Raw genomic sequence first — 18,729 nt, forward strand, 5'->3', positions numbered from 1 at the left:
TGATTACTGAGTAAAAGTATGGAAACATCCAAAAAGTATTGAATTACACTCAGGCCGGGAGGGATTGATGGACAAACTCAAGCAGATCGAAGCATTCGTGCTGGTGGTGGACAAGGGCAGCCTGGCGGCGGCGGCACTGGAAGACAAGGTGACGCCGGTGATGATGGGGCGGCGCATTGATGCGTTGGAGAAGCGTTTGGGCACCAAGCTCATGCATCGCACGACGCGGCATTTGACGTTGACGGAGCAGGGCAGCGTGTTCCTGGATCATTGCCGCAAGTTGTTGGAGCAGATGGACACGGCCGAGAAGAGCATTGCCGAGGGGCGCCACAAGGCCACAGGCCACCTGGTGGTCTCGACCCCGGCGGCGTATGGGCGGCTGCATGTGGCACCGCATGCGCCGGCGTTTTTGGCGGCGCATCCGGAGGTACAGATTTCATTCAATCTGACGGATCGTGTGGTCGATCTGGTGCGTGAGGGGTATGACCTGGGCATCCGCATTGGCGGCGCGATTGAACCGAGCTTTGTGGCGGTGCGGTTGGCGAGCAACCGGCGGGTGGTGTGTGCGGCGCCGGAGTATTTGCATCGTCATGGTGTTCCGCGCACGCTGGATGATCTGGCGCAGCACAACTGCCTGGCGTTCAATTTGCAGGGTGGGCAGCAGCGCGGATGGTATTTCCAGCAGAACGGCAAGCCGGTGATTGCCAAGGTACAGGGTAATCTTGATTGCAACGATGGGGAATTGCTGCATCGTTGGGCCAGTGAGGGATTGGGGCTGGCGTGGCGGTCGACGTGGGAGATCCAGGCGCAGTTGGCGTCGGGGGAGTTGGTGACGGTGTTGGATGAGTATGCTTTGCCGCATTACGACATCATGGCGGTGTATCCGCAGCAGCGGCATTTGCCGGCGAAGACGCGTTTCTTCATTGATTATTTGAAGGACGTTTACGGGCAACAGGATTACTGGAATCGGGCGCGGAATGTGTGAAACAGGGGATGGTGCGCCTTCGGTACGGCCCTGAAGGGCCTACTCAGTACGAACGGGCGTCGATGAAACAAGGTGAAAAACCAAAGCCGACGAAGCCGCAGGCGAGTACTAGCGAGGCCGAAGGCGAGCGAGAAAGGGCGATGCCGCAGGCGAGCCCGTGGGGGTGCCGTCCCCATAGAGCCAGCCGCCGCAGCGGAGCGAAAAGTGGATCAGAAGGATAGTGGGAGCGAAGCGACTCTATCCTTCCCACTTTTCGCTCTGCTGCGGCGGGGACCCTCCGCAGGAGGGCTGGCTCTTTGGGGTCGCCTTCTTTTGCTTACTTTTCTTGGCGAGACAAGAAAAGTGAGCGGCTGCCGGGCCGCTCCCGGCGCGTTCTCCCGACCGGAGAGAGACAAGAATTAAGCTAGAGCGCAGGAAAGCATTCCGTGCAGACTACTCAAGCAAGCAAGCAAACAAGCAAGCAAGTAAATAATTTCCACGAAACAACAAAACAAGCCCCCAAAAGCCCCACCCGGATAAAACTGGCAAAATCTCGCCTGCGAAACACAAGATTCCATACCTCCGTGTCACCAATGCGCAGCAACAATCTCCAGCGCCAGCGCTGATTTCCGCCGAAGATCCCACTTATAACTCCAGGTTAATAATGGCTATGTGCCATCCCTTACATCCCTCAGATGAAATTCAACGACATTAGCAACGCTGCCAAAACAATGCGAAAAGCACCCCCACCAGCACCGCCCATTTTTTGCCTGCCCCCGGCCCTGACGCATGCACAAGCGCATGCACAGCGCCAATGCCAGGCAAGTTTTCCGGCGCATAAAAACGGACCAAACGGAGACAACCCACAATGAACGCCTTGAACAAGTTCTTCCGCCTGGAAGAGAACGGCACCACCGTCCGCACGGAGTTGCTGGCCGGCCTGACCACCTTTTTGACGATGGCTTACATCATCTTCGTCAACCCCAGCATTTTGGGCGATGCCGGCATGCCCAAGGACTCGGTGTTTGTGGCCACCTGTGTGGCGGCGGCGGTGGGCACGCTGATCATGGGCCTGTATGCCAACTATCCGATTGGCCTGGCCCCTGGCATGGGCTTGAATGCCTACTTTGCCTATGCCGTGGTCAAGGGCATGGGTTTCCCGTGGCAGGCTGCGCTGGGCGCGGTGCTGATTTCGGGCTGCCTGTTTTTGCTGGTGAGCGTACTGCGGGTACGTGAGCTGATCATCAAGAGCATCCCGCAGTCCTTGCGCACGGCCATCCCGGCCGGCATCGGACTGTTCCTGGCGATCATTTCCCTGAAGAGCGCCGGCATCGTCGCTGCCAACCCAGCCACCTTCGTCACCCTCGGCGACCTGCACCAGCCGGCCCCGGTGATGGCCATCATCGGCTTCCTGGTCATCGTGGCGCTGGACCGATTGAAGGTGCGTGGCGCACTGCTGATCGGCATCCTGCTGGTGACGGTGCTGTCCTTCGTCTTTGGCGGCAACCATTTCTCCGGCATCTTCGCCGCCCCGCCCTCGATCGCCCCGACCTTCCTGCAGCTGGACATCAAGGGTGCCATTTCCATGGGCCTGTTGAATGTGGTGCTGGTGTTCTTCCTGGTCGAGCTGTTTGACGCTACCGGCACCCTGATGGGCGTGGCCACCCGTGCCGGCCTGATGAAGGACGGCAAGATGGAACGCCTGAACAAGGCCCTCATGGCCGACAGCACCGCCATTGTCGCCGGCTCCCTGCTGGGCACCTCCTCCACCACCGCCTATATCGAAAGCGCTGCCGGCGTGCAGGCCGGTGGCCGCACCGGCCTGACTGCGGTCGCCATTGCCGTGCTGTTCCTGCTGTGCCTGTTCATCGCCCCGCTGGCCGGCGTGGTCCCCGCCTACGCCACGGCACCGGCACTGTTCTTCGTGGCCTGCCTGATGCTGCGCGAACTGGTGCACATCGACTGGGAAGACACCACCGAATGCGTACCGGCCGTGATCACCGCATTGGTGATGCCCTTCACCTACTCCATTGCCAATGGCCTGGCACTGGGCTTCATCAGCTATGCCGGATTGAAGCTGCTGACGGGTCGTATGAAGGATGTATCAGTGGTAATCTGGATCATCGCCGCAATCTTCCTGTTCAAGATCATCTACCTCGGCGGTGAATGAGCGGCCACGACGCCTCATGAAGCAAAAGGAAAAATCGAAGAGGCAGCCCGGTGACAAACCGGCCGCCTCTTCGGGATCGTGACAAGAGGGAGCCCGACAATCGTCCGCAACAATCGCGTGCGGACAATCCGTTTCCTCTTTTGACGACCCCGGCACGTTTCTTGAATGCCATCTGGCCACGGGAGACACCACAGGCCGGCCACCGCCCCAAGCGGAGGTGCCGCCTGAAAGCAGATCCAACAACAAGAAGCACGCCCCACGATACGCCCTGGAGCGCGCCATAAAGCAGTCTGTTTTGTAGACAATCCAAATTCGAGTAAAGCCAAATGCCAGAGACCACCCGCCCCATACAGTTCTACTTTCGCGGCCAGACCCACGAAGTAGCAGGCCAACCCACGACCCGCACCGTTCTGCAGCATCTGCGCGAGGACCTGCATTGCACCGGCACCAAGGAAGGCTGTGCCGAAGGCGATTGCGGGGCCTGCACCGTGGTCGTGGGTGAACTGCGCGATGACCAGCTGGAACTGAAGACGGTCAATGCCTGCATCCAATTCCTGCCGACGCTGGACGGCCGCGCCTTGTTCACCGTGGAAGACCTGAAGCAGTCCGACGGCTGCCTGCATCCGGTGCAACAGGCCATGGTGGAATGCCATGGCTCGCAATGCGGCTTCTGCACGCCGGGCTTCGTGATGTCGTTGTGGGGCCTGTACCTGAAGCATGACAAGGACGGCATCACGCCCGACAAGCGCGAGATCGACGACGCCCTCTCCGGCAACCTGTGCCGCTGCACCGGCTATCGCCCCATCATCGATGCGGCGCGCCGCATGGGCGAACTGCCCAAGGTCGAGTTCGACCGCGAGGCCGTCAAGACTGCCCTGCGCGCCATCGATCAGGACACGCCGCTGGCCGTCACGCATGCCGGCCAGACCTTCCACGCCCCGCGCACCCTGGCACAGCTGGTGCAGCTGCGCGCCGACCTGCCCAAGGCCCGCATCCTGGCCGGCTCCACCGACGTGGGCCTGTGGGTGACCAAGCAGATGCGCGAGCTGGGCGATATCGTCTACATCGGCCGCGTGGAAGAACTGCGCGCCATGCAGGCGCAGGACGGCATGCTGGAGATCGGCGGCGGCGTCTCGCTGGAAGAGGCTTACGCCGAAGCCGCGCGCCATTATCCGGAAGAGCTGTCGGAACTGTGGCAGCGCTTCGCCTCCCTGCCCGTGCGCAATGCCGGCACGCTGGGCGGCAACGTCGCCAACGGGTCGCCCATCGGCGACTCCATGCCCTGGCTGATCGCACTGGGCGCGCAGATCGTGCTGGCCAGCGTACGTGGCCAGCGCGTCATGCCGCTGGAAGACTTCTACCTGGCTTACCAGAAGTCGGCCCTGCAGCCCGATGAAGTGGTGCAGGCCGTGCGCATCCCGCTGCCGCGCAAGGACCTGCGCTTCCGGGTTTATAAACTTTCCAAGCGCTTCGACCAGGACATCTCTGCAGTCTGCGCCGCCTTCGCGCTGCGCATGGACGGCGACACCATCGCCGAGGCGCGCATCGCCTTCGGCGGCATGGCCGCCACCCCCAAGCGCGCGGCCCACGCCGAAGCGCTGCTGCACGGCGGCGCCTGGAGCGAAGCGCAAGTGCAGGCGGCCATGGCCGCCCTGGCGCAGGATTACGCACCGCTGTCGGACATGCGGGCCAGCGCCGCCTATCGCTTGCGCACGGCGCAGAACCTGCTCTATCGCTATTGGCTGGAAACGCGCACCGATGCGCCCCTGGCGCGCCAGGATGTGCGCGCCTTCGCGGTCAGCGCCGCGTGAAGTCCTTGGACCGAACCTGCAGGAGAACCGCATGAACAAGCAAACCGAACAATTCCTCAACACCCTGGTGCAGCCGCCCAAGGACTGGGCCACCGTGGGCAAGCCGCATCCGCATGAATCGGCGATCCTGCACGTGACCGGCGAAGCCACCTATACCGATGACATCGCCGAGCTGCACGGCACCCTGCATGCAGCGCTGGGCCTGTCGCAAAAGGCCCATGCGCGGGTGCGCGGCATCGACCTGGAGAAGGTCAAGGCTGCCCCCGGTGTGCGTGCCGTCTTCACCGCTGCCGATATTCCGGGCGAGAACGAATGTGGTGCCATCATCCACGACGACCCGGTACTGGCCGATGGCCTGGTGCAATACGTGGGCCAGCCGGTCTTCATCGTGGTGGCCGACAGCCATGACCAGGCCCGCCGCGCGGCGCGCCTGGCCGTGATCGACTACGAAGAACTGCCGCCCATCCTGACCCCGCGTGATGCCCATGCGGCGCAATCCTACGTGCTGCCGCCGATGCATCTGTCGCGTGGCGAACCGGCGGTGGCCTTGGCACTGGCACCGCACAAGCTGCGCGGGCAATTCGATGTGGGCGGGCAGGAACAGTTCTATCTGGAAGGACAGATCTCCTATGCCATCCCCAAGGAGGGACGCGGCATGCACGTGTATTGCTCGACCCAGCACCCGAGCGAGATGCAGCACCACATTGCCACCGTTCTGAAACTGGCTTCGCACGATGTGCTGGTGGAATGCCGGCGCATGGGCGGCGGCTTCGGCGGCAAGGAATCGCAGTCGGCATTGTGGGCTTGCGCAGCGGCGGTGGCGGCGGCCAAGCTGCGGCGCCCGGTGAAACTGCGTGCCGACCGTGACGACGACATGATGGTCACCGGCAAGCGCCACTGTTTTGCCTATGACTACGAGATCGGATATGACGATGACGGGCGCATCGTCGCGGCCAAGATCGACATGATCTCGCGCGCCGGTTTCTCGGCCGACCTGTCCGGCCCGGTGGCCACGCGCGCGGTCTGCCACTTCGACAATGCCTACTATCTCTCGGACGTGGAAATCCACGCCATGTGCGGCAAGACCAACACGCAATCCAATACCGCCTTCCGCGGCTTCGGCGGACCACAGGGCGCGCTGGCCATCGAATACATCCTCGATGACATCGCCCGCAATCTGGGACGCGATCCGCTGGAGGTCCGTCGCAACAATTTCTACGGGCCCAGCGATGCCGAGGGACCGGAGGCGCGCAACGTGACCCACTATGGCCAGAAAGTGGAAGACAACGTCATCCACGGCCTGGTTGATCAGCTCGAACGCAGCAGCCGCTACCAGGAACGCCGCCGCGCCGTGGCCGAGTTCAATGCGGGCAGCACGGTGTTGAAAAAAGGCCTGGCGCTCACGCCGGTGAAGTTCGGCATTTCCTTCAACGTGCCGCACCTGAACCAAGCCGGCTCGCTGGTGCACGTCTATACCGATGGCTCGGTGCTGGTCAATCACGGTGGGACCGAGATGGGCCAGGGCTTGAACACCAAGGTCGCGCAGGTAGTGGCCAACGCCTTGGGCGTGCCGCTGGAGAAGGTGCGCTGCACCGCCACCGATACCAGCAAGATCGCCAACACCTCGGCCACCGCCGCCTCCACCGGCAGCGACCTCAACGGCAAGGCGGCGCAGGATGCCGCCCTGCAGATCCGCGCACGGCTGGCCGAGGTGGCCGCTCGTCATTTTGGCGTGGAGGCCGCGACGGTGCGCTTTGCCGATGGCCTGGTGCTGGCGGGCGAACAATCCCTGCCCTTCGTCGAACTGGTGATGAAGGCTTACCTGCAACGGGTGCAATTGTGGTCCGACGGTTTCTATTCCACACCGAAGGTGCATTGGGATGCCAAGCGCATGCACGGCCATCCCTTCTTCTATTTCGCCTATGCGGCGGCGGTGTCGGAAGTGGTCATCGACACCCTCACCGGCGAATGGAAACTGCTGCAGGCCGACCTGCTGTATGACGCCGGCGAAAGCCTGAACCCGGCGCTGGACATCGGCCAGGTCGAAGGCGGTTTCATCCAGGGCATGGGCTGGCTGACCACCGAGGAACTGTGGTGGAACAAGGACGGCAAGCTGATGACGCATGCCCCTTCCACCTACAAGATCCCGGCCATCTCGGATTGTCCGGAAGCCTTCCGCACGGAACTGTATGCCAACAGCAATGTGTCCGACACCATCCACCGCTCCAAGGCGGTCGGTGAGCCGCCGCTGCTGCTGCCGTTCTCGGTGTTCCTGGCGATCCGCGATGCGGTCTCGTCGATAGGCGCGCATCGCATCAATCCTCCGCTGCGCGCACCGGCCACCAGTGAGGCCATCCTCGATGCGGTCGATGCCGTGCGCGCGGCCACGCTGACCCAGTAATACGCGGCGGAGAAACATCATGAGCACATGGTTGACCGTATTACGTCTGATGCAGCAGGACAGCATCCCGGCAGTGCTGGTGACGGTGGCGCAGATCCAGGGATCGACCCCGCGCGAGCCAGGGGCGCGCATGCTCTACACCGCCGAGGGCCAGTTCGACACCATCGGCGGTGGCCACCTCGAATGGCGTGCGGCGCAGATCGCGCGGGCCATGCTGGCGGCCGGCTCCGAGGAATTGGCCGATCAGCGACGACTGGAGCGCATCGCGCTCGGGCCGAGCCTGGGACAGTGTTGCGGCGGTGTGGTGTTTCTCTGTTTCGAGCGCATCGATACCGAGGCTACCTCCTTGCACACCTGGCAGGCGCTGGAACAGGCGTGGTGCAGCGGAACTGACCGCTGGCGCGCCTTGCCGCTGGATCACGACGCGCCCCTGCAACTGCTGGAGAACGATGCATCTGACCTCAGCCTGCCGCCGGAGGTCATCCGTCACGCACACCAGACACAGCTGGTGCGCGACGACCAGGGCCGCCGCTGGCTGCTCGACCTGTGCCGGGCACATCAGCCGCAGGTGGTGCTGTTCGGCGCCGGGCATGTGGGAGCGGCCATCGTCAAGGTCTTGTCGACCCTGCCTTGCCGGGTGCTGTGGGTGGATGAGCGCGAGGACATGTTCCCGCCGGGCCTGCCGCCGCAGATCCGCATCGAGGCCACCGACGTGCCCAATGCCGCGGTCGACATGGCCGAACCCGGCGCGTATTATCTCGTGATGACCCACAGCCACGCCCTCGACCAGCAACTGAGCGAACGCATCCTCAAGCGTGAAGATGCGGCGTGGTTCGGGCTGATCGGGTCCATCACCAAGCGCAAGCAGTTCGAGCATCGCCTCTCGGAGCGCGGTTTCTCGGCGGCGCAGCTGGAACGTATCACCTGCCCCATCGGCATCCCCGGCATCTATGGCAAGGAACCGGCCAGCATCGCCATTGCGGTGGTGGCACAACTGATGCAACTGTGGGAACTGCGCTTTACCCAACCCAAACCCAAGGCATGGCCACTGAGTCTGGCCACACACGCTCTGGACGGCAGAGGCTGAAGGAACACCCTGCCGTCACCCCTTCCGGGAATCCTGTCGACACTTTTTGGCTGATCGCACCGGACTCCCCTTCGATTCCACTCTCGCAACACGGAAAGCATCGTCACGACGATGCCTTCCAGTATGATGACCACTGAATCGACGGCCCGCGCCCCTGCGCGCGGCGCCGCCTGCATCGAGGAAACACCATGAGCCCATCCCTGCAAGCCTACCGCGCCAGCCTGCTGTATTTCACCAACGATCCCGCCTTCGACGAACACGCCACGCAATGGCACAGCGATGGCCTGCTGCTGGTACAAGACGGCAAGATCCAGGCCACCGGCGACTACGCCACGCTGGCCGCAACCCTGCCGCCCGGCACCGTCATCGAAGACCTGCGCGGCAAGATCCTTTGCCCCGGCTTCATCGACACCCACATCCACTATCCGCAGACCGACATCATCGGCTCGCCCGCACCGGGCTTGTTGCCCTGGCTGGACAACTACACCTTCCCGGCCGAGCGCCGCTTCGAGCAGCCGGAACACGCCTCCGAGGTGGCCGATTTCTTCCTGGCCGAACTGCTGCGCAACGGCACCACCAGTGCGGCCGTGTATTGCACGGTGCATCCGCAGTCGGTGGATGCCTTCTTCGCCGCCAGCCATGCACGCAACCTGCGCATGGTGGCCGGCAAGTGCCTGATGGATCGCAATGCGCCGGATTTCCTGCGAGATACGGCCGAGTCGGGTGTGCGCGAGAGCGAGGAGCTGATCGCGCGCTGGCACAACAAGGGCCGCCAGCATTACGCGATCACCGTACGCTTTGCCCCGACCTCCACACATGAACAGATGAAGCTGGCCGGGGAGCTGGCGGCGCAGTATCCGGACACGTATATACAAACCCACGTGGCCGAAAATACGGACGAAGTGAAATGGGTCAAGGAGCTCTATCCCGATGCCCGCAGCTACCTGGACGTGTATGACGGCTACGGCCTGATGCGCCAGCGTGCGCTGTATGCGCACTGCATCTGGCTGGACGACCAGGATCGCGCCCGCATGGCAGCCACGCAGCCGGCCGCCACCTTGTGCCCGACGTCCAACCTGTTCCTGGGCAGCGGCCTGTTCGATTTTGCCCGTGCCGATGCGGCGCGGGTGCCGCTGTCGCTGGCCACTGACGTGGGCGGCGGCACCAGTTTCTCGATGCTGCAAACCATGAACGAGCTCTACAAGGTTGCGCGCATGGGCGGCACCTACCTGCCGGCGCAGCGCATGTTCTATCTGGCCACGCTGGGCGGTGCCCGCGCGCTCCAGCTGGAAGGTACCATCGGCAGCTTCACGCCTGGCTGCGATGCCGACTTCATCGTGCTCGATCCGCAGGCCACACCCTTGCTGGCGCGCCGCAGTGCCACCACCGACAGCCTGGAGGAACAATTGTTCGCACTGGCCATCCTGGGTGACGACCGTGCCATCGCCGCGACTTATTCGGCGGGGGTGCGGGTGCATCAGCGCTGAAATCATTCATATCTGCCCCGATGCGGGGGAAGCCGGGCTTGCCGTTGAGGCGAGCCCGGCTTTTTTATCGGCTTCATTTTGTGACCATTGATCCAACTTTTTCGCATGCGTGGAAGCGTGAATTAAAGGAAGATCCATGCCGGATCAATTCTGGTCTGCCGAGGAATGTGCGAAGCCTATGAAGCCCTTTAATATTTGCCCGACCTGTGCCGGTCAAGGAACTGTTCACTATGTCGTCTCGACGGAAAACCGCACATTCAGAGGAGAGACGTTCATCGTACCGGTGCAATATTTCTCCTGCGAGCGCTGCAAAGAAAGTTTCCAGACAATGGAAATGGAAGACAGCTTGGTCAAGGCCCGCGAAATGTACTGGGCAAAGAGTTGCCATAGCGAGAAGTAGCGATTGAATGCTCTGCTTAGATGACTTGACCGACACCCGCCTTGCAGTCGCCCGGGTCACCGAGTGCTTCTGAATCCCCTCAGCGCGGCTGATAAAGATAAAGGAAAGCCTCCACCGCCCGCTCCGCCGAAGTCCGCAGCTGATCCGGCGGAATCTCGGTGACCACATTGAGCATGCGCACGTCCATCCATTCTGCTTCGATCAGCGCGCGGAACTGCATGGCGGCAATCCAGGGATCGCCCGCATGCAGCTTGCCCTCGTCCATCTTGACCTTCAGAAAATCGGCAATGCGCGTCCAGCCACGTTTGGGTCCGCGCTCGTACAAGAGCGGCCCCAGTTCCGACTTGCCGGCGTAATACATCCCCAGCCGCTTCACCGCCACAATCTCCGGCCGGAACACCACGCCCAGATAATGATTCGCCAGCCGCAATAAACCTGCGCGTACTTCGTCTTCGTTACGCAAGGCCATGAACAATTCTTCAAACTGGCAACCCACCTGCTTGATCATCACCTCCACGAAGATCTCTTCCTTGGAGCTGAAATAGTTGTACAGCGTGGCCTTGGAGCCCCCGATACGGGCCGAGATTTCCGCCATGGAGGCGCCTTCGAAACCGATTTCGTTGAATACCTCGGCAGCGATGTCGATCATCTGCTGCCGCCGTTCTTCACTCTTCTTGCGCATGATTGTCCTGTAATGCCGGCCAGAAAACCGGCCAATCCCGAATTATAGGCGACGATGCCGCCGAAAGCCGCCTGATTGCCCTCAAATCGCGGCCAAAAAAACCTGTTGCGGCAATGCCGTGAAAAGACGAGCAATTTATCGCAAAGCGCCTTGACACTTCATGAAAGCCAATACTATACTGAACTGTACAGTTAATAAACACCTGATTTTCTGATTCAGTCGTTCACTCCACTCTCCACGCAAATGAACAAGAACTCATCTCTCCCCGACCAGCGCGCGCCCTATCCGGCGCTGCGGTCCGAGCGGCCTACCCTGCCGTGGCGGCGGGCGGCGGCGGTCTCGGCGGCCGTGCTGGCAGCGGCGCTCATGGCCGGCTGTGCTTCCTTCACCGATCTCGGTGCGCGCGCCGAACCCAAGTCCATCGACCACTACCAGAGCAGCCAGACCCTGGCCGCCACGGGAGTGCAAGCGGCCTGGCCAAACGACCAGTGGTGGACGGTCTACGGTGATGCCCAGCTCAATGCGCTCATCGCCGAAGCCCTGCAGAGCGCACCCTCCATGGCCGTCGCCAAGGCCCGCCTGATGAAGGCCGAGGGCACGGCCCAGCAACAAGGGGCGGCGCTTTATCCGCAGGTGAGCGGCAATGCCTCGCTGGACCGCATGAAGCAGTCCTACAACAACGGCGTGCCGCCGGACTTCGTGCCCAAGGGCTACAACAACGAGACCCGCACCACGCTGGACTTCAGCTATGAAATCGACTTCTGGGGCAAGAACCGCGCCGCATTGGCCGCAGCCACCTCGGAACTGGAAGCCAGCCGTGCGGACGCCGCCCAGGCGCGCATCACCCTGGCCACCTCGATTGCCTCGGCCTACGCCGACCTGGCCCAGCTCTACGCCCAGCGCGATACCAATGAAGCCGCGCTCAAGGTGCGTGAAGAAACGCTGGATCTGTTCAACCAGCGCTTCACCAACGGGCTGGAGACGCGTGGCTCGGTCAAGCAGATGGAAGCGCGCCGCGCCATTGCCCAGGCCGACCTCAAAGCCACCGACGAATCCATCGCCCTGCAACGCAACAAGCTGGCCGCACTGGCCGGGGCCGGCCCGGATCGCGGCTTGCAGCTGGCGCGTCCGCAGATCGACCTGTCCAAGCCCTTCGGCCTGCCCGCGCAACTGCCGGTGGAACTGCTGGGCCGTCGTCCCGACATCGTGGCCGCGCGCCTGCGCGCGGAAGCGGCCGGCAAGCAGATCAAGGTGGCGCGTGCTGCCTTCTATCCGAATGTGAACCTGTCGGCCTACTTCGGCTTCCAGTCGCTGGGCATCGACATGCTCACCCGCAGCGGCTCCGACATCGGCAGCTTCGGCCCGGCGATCTCGCTCCCCATCTTCAATGGCGGCCGCCTGCGCGGTCAGTTCCGCTCGGCCAGCGCCAGCTATGACGAAGCCGTGGCCAACTATGACCAGGCCGTCACCCAGGCCCTGCAGGATGTGGCCGACGTCGGCGTGAGCGAGAAGGCCCTGGCCGGCCGACTGCAGGACGTACAAGCTGCAGCCGACGCTGCCGAAGAGGCCTATCGCATCGTCAGCAACCGCTACAACGGCGGCCTCAACACCTACCTCGACGTGCTCAATGCGCAGGACACGCTCATCAGCAACCTGCGCCAGCTCTCCGACCTGCGCTCGCGCCTGTTCACCCTGGATGTCGCGCTGGTGCGCGCCCTGGGCGGCGGCTACCGCGCCGCCGACGACAGCAAGAGCCAAGACAGCGCCACCGCGCCCCACACCGAACAGCAAGCGAAAGGTTGAACATCATGTCCCACAGCGATTCCCAAGCGGCCCATACCCTGGCCGAAGAAACCCGTCAGCGCAATGAAGCGGCCACCAAGGCCGCCGCTGCGCAAAAGCGCAAGAAGCTCTTTGCCATCTTCGGCGGCGTGGTCGCCATCGCCGCCATCGGCTATGGCAGCTACTGGTACCTGATCGGCTCGCGCTACGTCGAGACCGACAATGCCTACACTGCCACCGAAGTGGCCACCGTCACCCCGGCCATCAATGGCATCGTGGCCGCCGTTGACGTGGTCGATACCCAGGCCGTCAAGAAGGGCGACGTGCTGGTGCGCATCGACGACGCCGATGCCAAGCTGGCCGTGGACCAGGCCGCGGCCGACCTGGACCGCACCGAGCGCAAGGTCAAGGGCTACTTCGCCAACGATGCCGGCCTGGCCGCCCAGGTGCTGGCCCGTGAGGCCGAGCAGAAGCGTGCCAGTGCCCAGTTGCTGTCGGCGCAGGCCGATATGAAGCGCGCCGAGATCGACCTGCAGCGCCGCGAGGCGCTGGCCAAGTCGGGTTCGGTGTCGGGTGAAGAACTGAGCAATGCGCGCACTGCCCTGCTGACCGCCCAGGCCAACCTGAAAGCCGCTGAAGCTGCCGAAGTGCAGTCCCGCGCCAACATCAAGGCGACCCAGGGTGCGCAAAAGGCCAGTACCGTGCTGACGGCCAATACCACCGTGGACGACAACCCGGAAGTGGTCCTGGCCCGCGCCAAGCTGGATCAGGCCAAGCTGGACCTGGAGCGCACCGTGCTGCGCGCCCCGGTGGATGGCGTCATTGCCCGCCGCCAGGTGCAGGTCGGCCAGCGCGTGCAGAGCGGCGCCAGCCTGCTGTCGGTGGTGCCGCTGCAGCAGATGCACGTGGATGCCAACTTCAAGGAAGGACAACTGACCAAGGTGCGCATCGGCCAGCCGGTGACCATGAAGGCGGACATTTATGGCGGCTCGGTGGAATACCACGGCGTGGTCACCGGCCTCTCCGGTGGTACCGGTTCGGCCTTTGCGGTGATCCCGGCGCAGAACGCCACCGGTAACTGGATCAAGGTGGTGCAGCGCCTGCCGGTGCGCATCTCGCTGGATCCCAAGGAACTGGCGCAGCGTCCGCTGTCGGTGGGCCTGTCGATGGTGGTGGAGATCGATACGCGCGGCCAGATGCAGGCCGGTGACGCCCAGACCAAGTCGGCCAGCACCGAGACCCGGGCCGGCGCGCTGTAATCCGGCGAGCACAAGGAAAGACTCATCATGTCATCCACAACAAGCGCAGCGGCGGGCGACCTGCCCGCCCCCAAGCCTGCCGCCCAGCCCGGCCCCTTCGAGGCCCCGCTGACCGGCGGCCAGCTGGTGGGCGCCGGCATCCTGCTGGCCGCCGCCAACTTCATCGCGGTGCTCGACACCACCATTGCTAACGTCTCGGTCTCCACCATCGCCGGGGCGCTGGGCGCCTCGACCAGCCAGGGCACCTACGTCATCACCTCCTATGCGGTGGCCGAAGCCATCACCGTGCCCCTGACCGGCTGGCTGGCCAATCGCTTCGGCACGGTGCGCGTGTTCATCCTGTCGATGGTCATGTTCGGGCTGTTCTCGGCCCTGTGCGGCCTGGCCAATTCGCTGGGCATGCTGATCGCCTTCCGCGTCATGCAGGGCCTGGCCGGGGGGCCGCTGATGCCGCTGTCGCAAACCCTGCTGCTGCGCATCTTCCCCAAGGAAAAAGCGCCGGCTGCCGTGGGGCTGTGGGCCATGACCACGCTGGTGGCGCCGATTGCCGGCCCGATCCTGGGCGGGGTGCTGTGCGACCAGTACAGCTGGCCCTACATCTTCTGGATCAACGTGCCGGTGGCGCTGATCTGCGGCTATCTCGGCTGGCGCATGCTCAAGCGCTTCGAGACCAAAACCAGCAAGCTGCCCATCGACCGCGTGGGGCTGATCCTGATGGTGGTCTGGGTGGCCGCCCTGCAGCTGATGCTCGATGAAGGCAAGGAGAAGGACTGGTTCGCCTCCACCGAGATCGTGCTGCTGGCCGTGACCGCCGTGGTGTTCTTCATTGCCTTCCTGATCTGGGAGCTGACCGAGCACAATCCCATCGTCGACCTGCGGGTGTTCCGCCATCGCGGCTTCACCGCCAGCGTGACCACCATCTGCCTGGCCTTCGGTGCCTTCTTCGGCTCGGTGGTGTTGACACCCCTCTGGCTACAGGGCTACATGGGCTACACCGCCACCTGGTCGGGCTGCATTTCGGCGCTGACCGGCATCCTGGCCGTGTTGACCGCCCCCATGGTGGCCAAGATGTCCACCACCGTCGATGCGCGCAAGCTGGTCTGCATCGGCGTGACCTGGCTGGGCTTCATCACCTTCCTGCGGGCCTTCAACAACACCGACATGTCGTTCTTCCAGATCGGCTGGCCGCTGTTCCTGCAGGGGATCGGACTGCCGCTGTTCTTCGTGCCGCTCACCGGCCTGGCGCTCTCCAGCGTGAACGAGGAAGAGACCGCATCGGCGGCCGGCCTGATGAGTTTCTGCCGCACCATGGCCGGGGCGATTGCGACCTCCATCGTCAATACCAGCTGGGAAAACGACGCCACCTACTTCCACGCCGAACTGTCCGGCCTGGTGGATCGCAGCGGCGATGCGGTCAATGCCATGATGGCCTCCGGCATGAGTGCCGAGCAGGCAACGGGCTCGCTGGCGCAGACGGTGCAGAACCAGGCCGTGATGCTGGCCACCAACCACATCTTCATGATGGCGGCGGTGTCCTTCTCGCTGGCGGCGCTGGCGGTGTGGCTGGCACCGAAACCGACACGGGTGGCCGATACGAGCTCGGCGCACTGATCGACAAGCTCTCCCCCCACAGTCCGTCTCCCCCCTGCGGACTGGGCAGGCGGCCACTTCGGTGGCCGCCTGTTTTTTTGGGCCCAAGGCTTGATTGAACAGTCAAAAAAATCGAACTTTCTGGACATGCGCTCGCTTCTTTGTCCTGCTTCAGCCCCATGCAGGGCGCTACCCTTGGCTGCACTCCCCCAATGCGCGTACAATCCCGGCTCAAGCATGCGGACCAAGGTCCGCATTTTTGATTTATGGTGGCCCGCCCGGCGCGGCCGCCAGGCTGACTTCCCGCCGCCCGCCGTGGCCTGATCACACCGTGGCCTGCCCGCGCGGCCCTGCATTCCCGAACTTGCAAGAAGCGATCCCTGCATCGCCACCCAGACTCATGACCAAAGACCTCGCCGCCCACACGCCAATGATGCAGCAGTACCTGCGCATCAAGGCCGACCATCCCAACACGCTGGTGTTCTACCGCATGGGCGATTTCTATGAACTCTTCTTCGAGGATGCCGAAAAGGCCTCGCGCCTGATGGGCGTCACCCTCACCCAGCGCGGCTCCTCCAACGGCAACCCGATCAAGATGGCAGGTGTCCCCTTCCATTCGGTGGAGCAATACCTGGCACGCCTGATCAAGCTCGGCGAATCGGTGGCGATCTGCGAACAGATCGGCGACCCGGCTACCAGCAAGGGCCCGGTGGAGCGCAAGGTGGTGCGGGTCGTCACGCCCGGCACCCTGACCGATTCCGACCTCTTGCCCGAGAAATCCGAGCGCTGCCTGCTGGCCATGCAGCTGCTGCCCTCGAAGTCGCGCAAGCAGATGCAGGTCGGCCTGGCCTGGCTGTCCATGGCCAGCGGCGCGCTGAAGATGATGGAAATCACGGTCGAGAGCAGCTTGCTCGATGGCCGCGTGAAGCAGGAACTGGAACGCATCTCGGCCGCCGAGGTGCTGGTGGCCGATGGCCAGCTGGAGCAGTGCGAGCCGCTCCTGCCCAACCGCGCCGTGACAGTGCCGGACTGGCATTTCGACCAGCCCAGCAGCGAGAAGGCCCTGCTCGATCAACTGGGCGTGGCCACCCTGCACGGCTTCGGTGCCGATGGCCTGGGCCCGGCCATCTGTGCCGCCGGTGCCCTGCTGCGCTATGCGCAATCGACCCAGGGACGCGGCCTGCAGCACGTGCGCACGCTCACGGTCGAATCCGAAAATGAATTCATCGGCCTGGATGCCGCCACCCGCCGCAACCTGGAACTGACCGAAACCATCCGCGCGCAGGATGCCAATGCCCTGGCCCCGACGCTGTTCTCCACGCTGGACCACTGCCGTACCGCGATGGGCTCGCGCCTGCTGCGCCACTGGCTGCATCACGCCCTGCGCGACCAGCAAGTCGCGCGCGAACGCCATGCCGCCATCAATGCACTGATGCGCACCGATGCCTGCTCGGGCCTGTCGGCCACGCTGGCGGCCGTGCCCGACATCGAACGCATCACCACCCGCATCGCCCTGCTCTCGGCCCGTCCGCGCGACCTGGCGGGCTTGCGCAGCGGCCTGCAGCAGCTGGGTTCATTGCGTGCCTACGTGGAGATGTGCGCCCGCGACGCTGAAGCACCGCTGCTGGGCCAGTTGCACGAAGACCTGGCCACGCCCGTGGAATGCCTGGACCTGCTGGAACGCGCCATCATGCTGGAGCCAGCCGCCATGGTGCGCGACGGCGGCGTGATCGCGCGCGGCTATGACGCTGAACTCGATGAACTGCGCGGCCTGTCGGAAAACGCCGGCCAGTACCTGCTGGAACTGGAAGCGCGCGAGCGTGAACGCACCGGCATCGCCAACCTGCGGGTGGAATACAACAAGGTGCATGGCTTCTACATCGAGGTCACCCACGGCCAGACCGACAAGGTGCCGGAAGACTATCGCCGCCGCCAGACCCTGAAGAATGCCGAACGCTACATCATCCCCGAGCTGAAAGCCTTCGAGGACAAGGCGCTCTCCGCGCAGGAACGGTCACTGTCGCGCGAGAAATTCCTCTACGAGCAGCTCCTCAATGACATGGGCGCGCACATCGTGCGCCTGCAATCCATCGCCCATGCGCTGGCCCAGCTCGACACCCTGGTGGCCCTGGCCGACCATGCCGTGCGCAACAACTGGTGCGCGCCGCAACTGGTCGATGAGCCCTGCATCCAGATCGAGCAAGGCCGCCATCCGGTGGTGGAAAACCAGATTGAACGCTTCATCGCCAATGACTGCCAGCTCGCCGCCGAGCGCAAGCTGCTGCTCATCACCGGTCCCAACATGGGCGGTAAATCGACCTTCATGCGCCAGGTGGCGCTGATCACGCTGCTGGCCTACGTGGGCAGCTTCGTGCCCGCCACCAGCGCGGTGATCGGACCGATCGACCGCATCTTCACCCGCATCGGCGCGGCCGATGACCTGGCCGGGGGCCGCTCCACCTTCATGGTGGAGATGACCGAATCGGCCTCCATCCTCAACAACGCCACCGAACATTCGCTGGTGCTGATGGATGAGGTCGGACGCGGCACCTCGACCTTCGACGGCCTGGCCCTGGCCTGGGCGATTGCCAAGCACCTCATCGACGTGACGCGCAGCTTCACGCTGTTTGCGACCCACTACTTCGAACTGACGCAACTGCCCGAGATCCACCCGACGGCGGCCAACGTGCACCTGTCGGCCGTGGAGCACAAGGACAGCATCGTGTTCCTGCATGCCGTGCAGAGCGGCCCGGCCTCGCAGAGCTACGGGCTGCAGGTGGCGCAGCTGGCAGGAGTGCCGGCCCCGGTGATCCGCGCGGCGCGCAAGCATCTGTCGGCGCTGGAAAGCCAGTCCATGCAGCCGACGCCGCAGTTCGACCTGTTCAGCGCCCCTTCCTTCATGGAAACGCAAGCGGAAACTGAAGAAGCGGACCATGAACGCAATCCCGCCAGCGCGGTCGAACCCGATCCGCTGGCCCAGGCGCTGCTGCAATCGCTGGACGGCATCGATCCCGATGCCCTGACGCCGCGCCAGGCGCTGGATGCGCTCTACCAGTTGAAGGCCCTGAGCCGGGGACAATAACAACACCACGGGGA

At 63.7% G+C, this 18,729-nt stretch carries 12 protein-coding genes; 11 read left to right on the top strand and 1 reads right to left on the bottom strand.

The window, feature by feature from the left end:
* Positions 1-67 precede the first annotated feature (67 nt).
* From MKD49_RS02105 to MKD49_RS02135, 7 genes are all read left to right on the top strand, one after another.
* The gene (locus MKD49_RS02105) at positions 68-985 is read left to right on the top strand and encodes a LysR family transcriptional regulator (RefSeq protein ID WP_252695322.1); all 918 of its coding nucleotides are present in this window, start codon (positions 68-70) and stop codon (positions 983-985) included.
* 847 nt (positions 986-1,832) lie between these two features.
* Positions 1,833-3,134 carry an NCS2 family permease gene (locus MKD49_RS02110; protein WP_039784743.1) on the top strand — a complete coding sequence of 434 codons (1,302 nt, stop codon included), beginning with the start codon at positions 1,833-1,835 and terminating at the stop codon, positions 3,132-3,134.
* Between the two features lie 326 nt (positions 3,135-3,460).
* Positions 3,461-4,945, top strand: coding sequence for a xanthine dehydrogenase small subunit (gene xdhA / locus MKD49_RS02115; RefSeq protein WP_252695323.1), 1,485 nt, complete (start codon positions 3,461-3,463; stop codon positions 4,943-4,945).
* A 31-nt stretch (positions 4,946-4,976) separates the two neighbouring features.
* Positions 4,977-7,346 carry a xanthine dehydrogenase molybdopterin binding subunit gene (gene xdhB, locus MKD49_RS02120; protein ID WP_252695324.1) on the top strand — a complete coding sequence of 790 codons (2,370 nt, stop codon included), beginning with the start codon at positions 4,977-4,979 and terminating at the stop codon, positions 7,344-7,346.
* 19 nt (positions 7,347-7,365) lie between these two features.
* Complete coding sequence (gene xdhC / locus MKD49_RS02125) at positions 7,366-8,433, top strand: xanthine dehydrogenase accessory protein XdhC (protein ID WP_252695325.1); 1,068 nt, start codon at positions 7,366-7,368, stop codon at positions 8,431-8,433.
* 188 nt (positions 8,434-8,621) lie between these two features.
* Positions 8,622-9,920 (top strand): guanine deaminase, encoded by a 1,299-nt coding sequence (guaD, locus tag MKD49_RS02130; protein ID WP_252695326.1) that lies wholly within the window; start codon positions 8,622-8,624, stop codon positions 9,918-9,920.
* A 136-nt stretch (positions 9,921-10,056) separates the two neighbouring features.
* Entirely contained in the window at positions 10,057-10,320 is a 264-nt protein-coding gene (locus MKD49_RS02135) for a hypothetical protein (protein WP_034338522.1), read from the top strand.
* Between the two features lie 79 nt (positions 10,321-10,399).
* Here MKD49_RS02135 and MKD49_RS02140 read toward each other — a convergent pair whose 3' ends face one another.
* Positions 10,400-11,002 (bottom strand): TetR/AcrR family transcriptional regulator, encoded by a 603-nt coding sequence (locus MKD49_RS02140; protein WP_039784739.1) that lies wholly within the window; start codon positions 11,000-11,002, stop codon positions 10,400-10,402.
* A 243-nt stretch (positions 11,003-11,245) separates the two neighbouring features.
* Between MKD49_RS02140 and MKD49_RS02145 the strand changes: the two genes are divergently transcribed.
* From MKD49_RS02145 to mutS, 4 genes are all read left to right on the top strand, one after another.
* The gene (locus MKD49_RS02145) at positions 11,246-12,805 is read left to right on the top strand and encodes an efflux transporter outer membrane subunit (protein ID WP_256497418.1); all 1,560 of its coding nucleotides are present in this window, start codon (positions 11,246-11,248) and stop codon (positions 12,803-12,805) included.
* Between the two features lie 5 nt (positions 12,806-12,810).
* Entirely contained in the window at positions 12,811-14,043 is a 1,233-nt protein-coding gene (locus MKD49_RS02150; RefSeq protein ID WP_166675609.1) for an HlyD family efflux transporter periplasmic adaptor subunit, read from the top strand.
* A 27-nt stretch (positions 14,044-14,070) separates the two neighbouring features.
* Entirely contained in the window at positions 14,071-15,654 is a 1,584-nt protein-coding gene (locus tag MKD49_RS02155; RefSeq protein WP_199725124.1) for a DHA2 family efflux MFS transporter permease subunit, read from the top strand.
* A 379-nt stretch (positions 15,655-16,033) separates the two neighbouring features.
* Positions 16,034-18,715 (top strand): DNA mismatch repair protein MutS, encoded by a 2,682-nt coding sequence (gene mutS / locus MKD49_RS02160; RefSeq protein WP_252695327.1) that lies wholly within the window; start codon positions 16,034-16,036, stop codon positions 18,713-18,715.
* Positions 18,716-18,729: the final 14 nt, after the last annotated feature.

The sequence above is a fragment of the Herbaspirillum sp. WGmk3 genome, from assembly GCF_023952535.1.
Lineage (GTDB): Bacteria > Pseudomonadota > Gammaproteobacteria > Burkholderiales > Burkholderiaceae_D > Herbaspirillum > Herbaspirillum huttiense.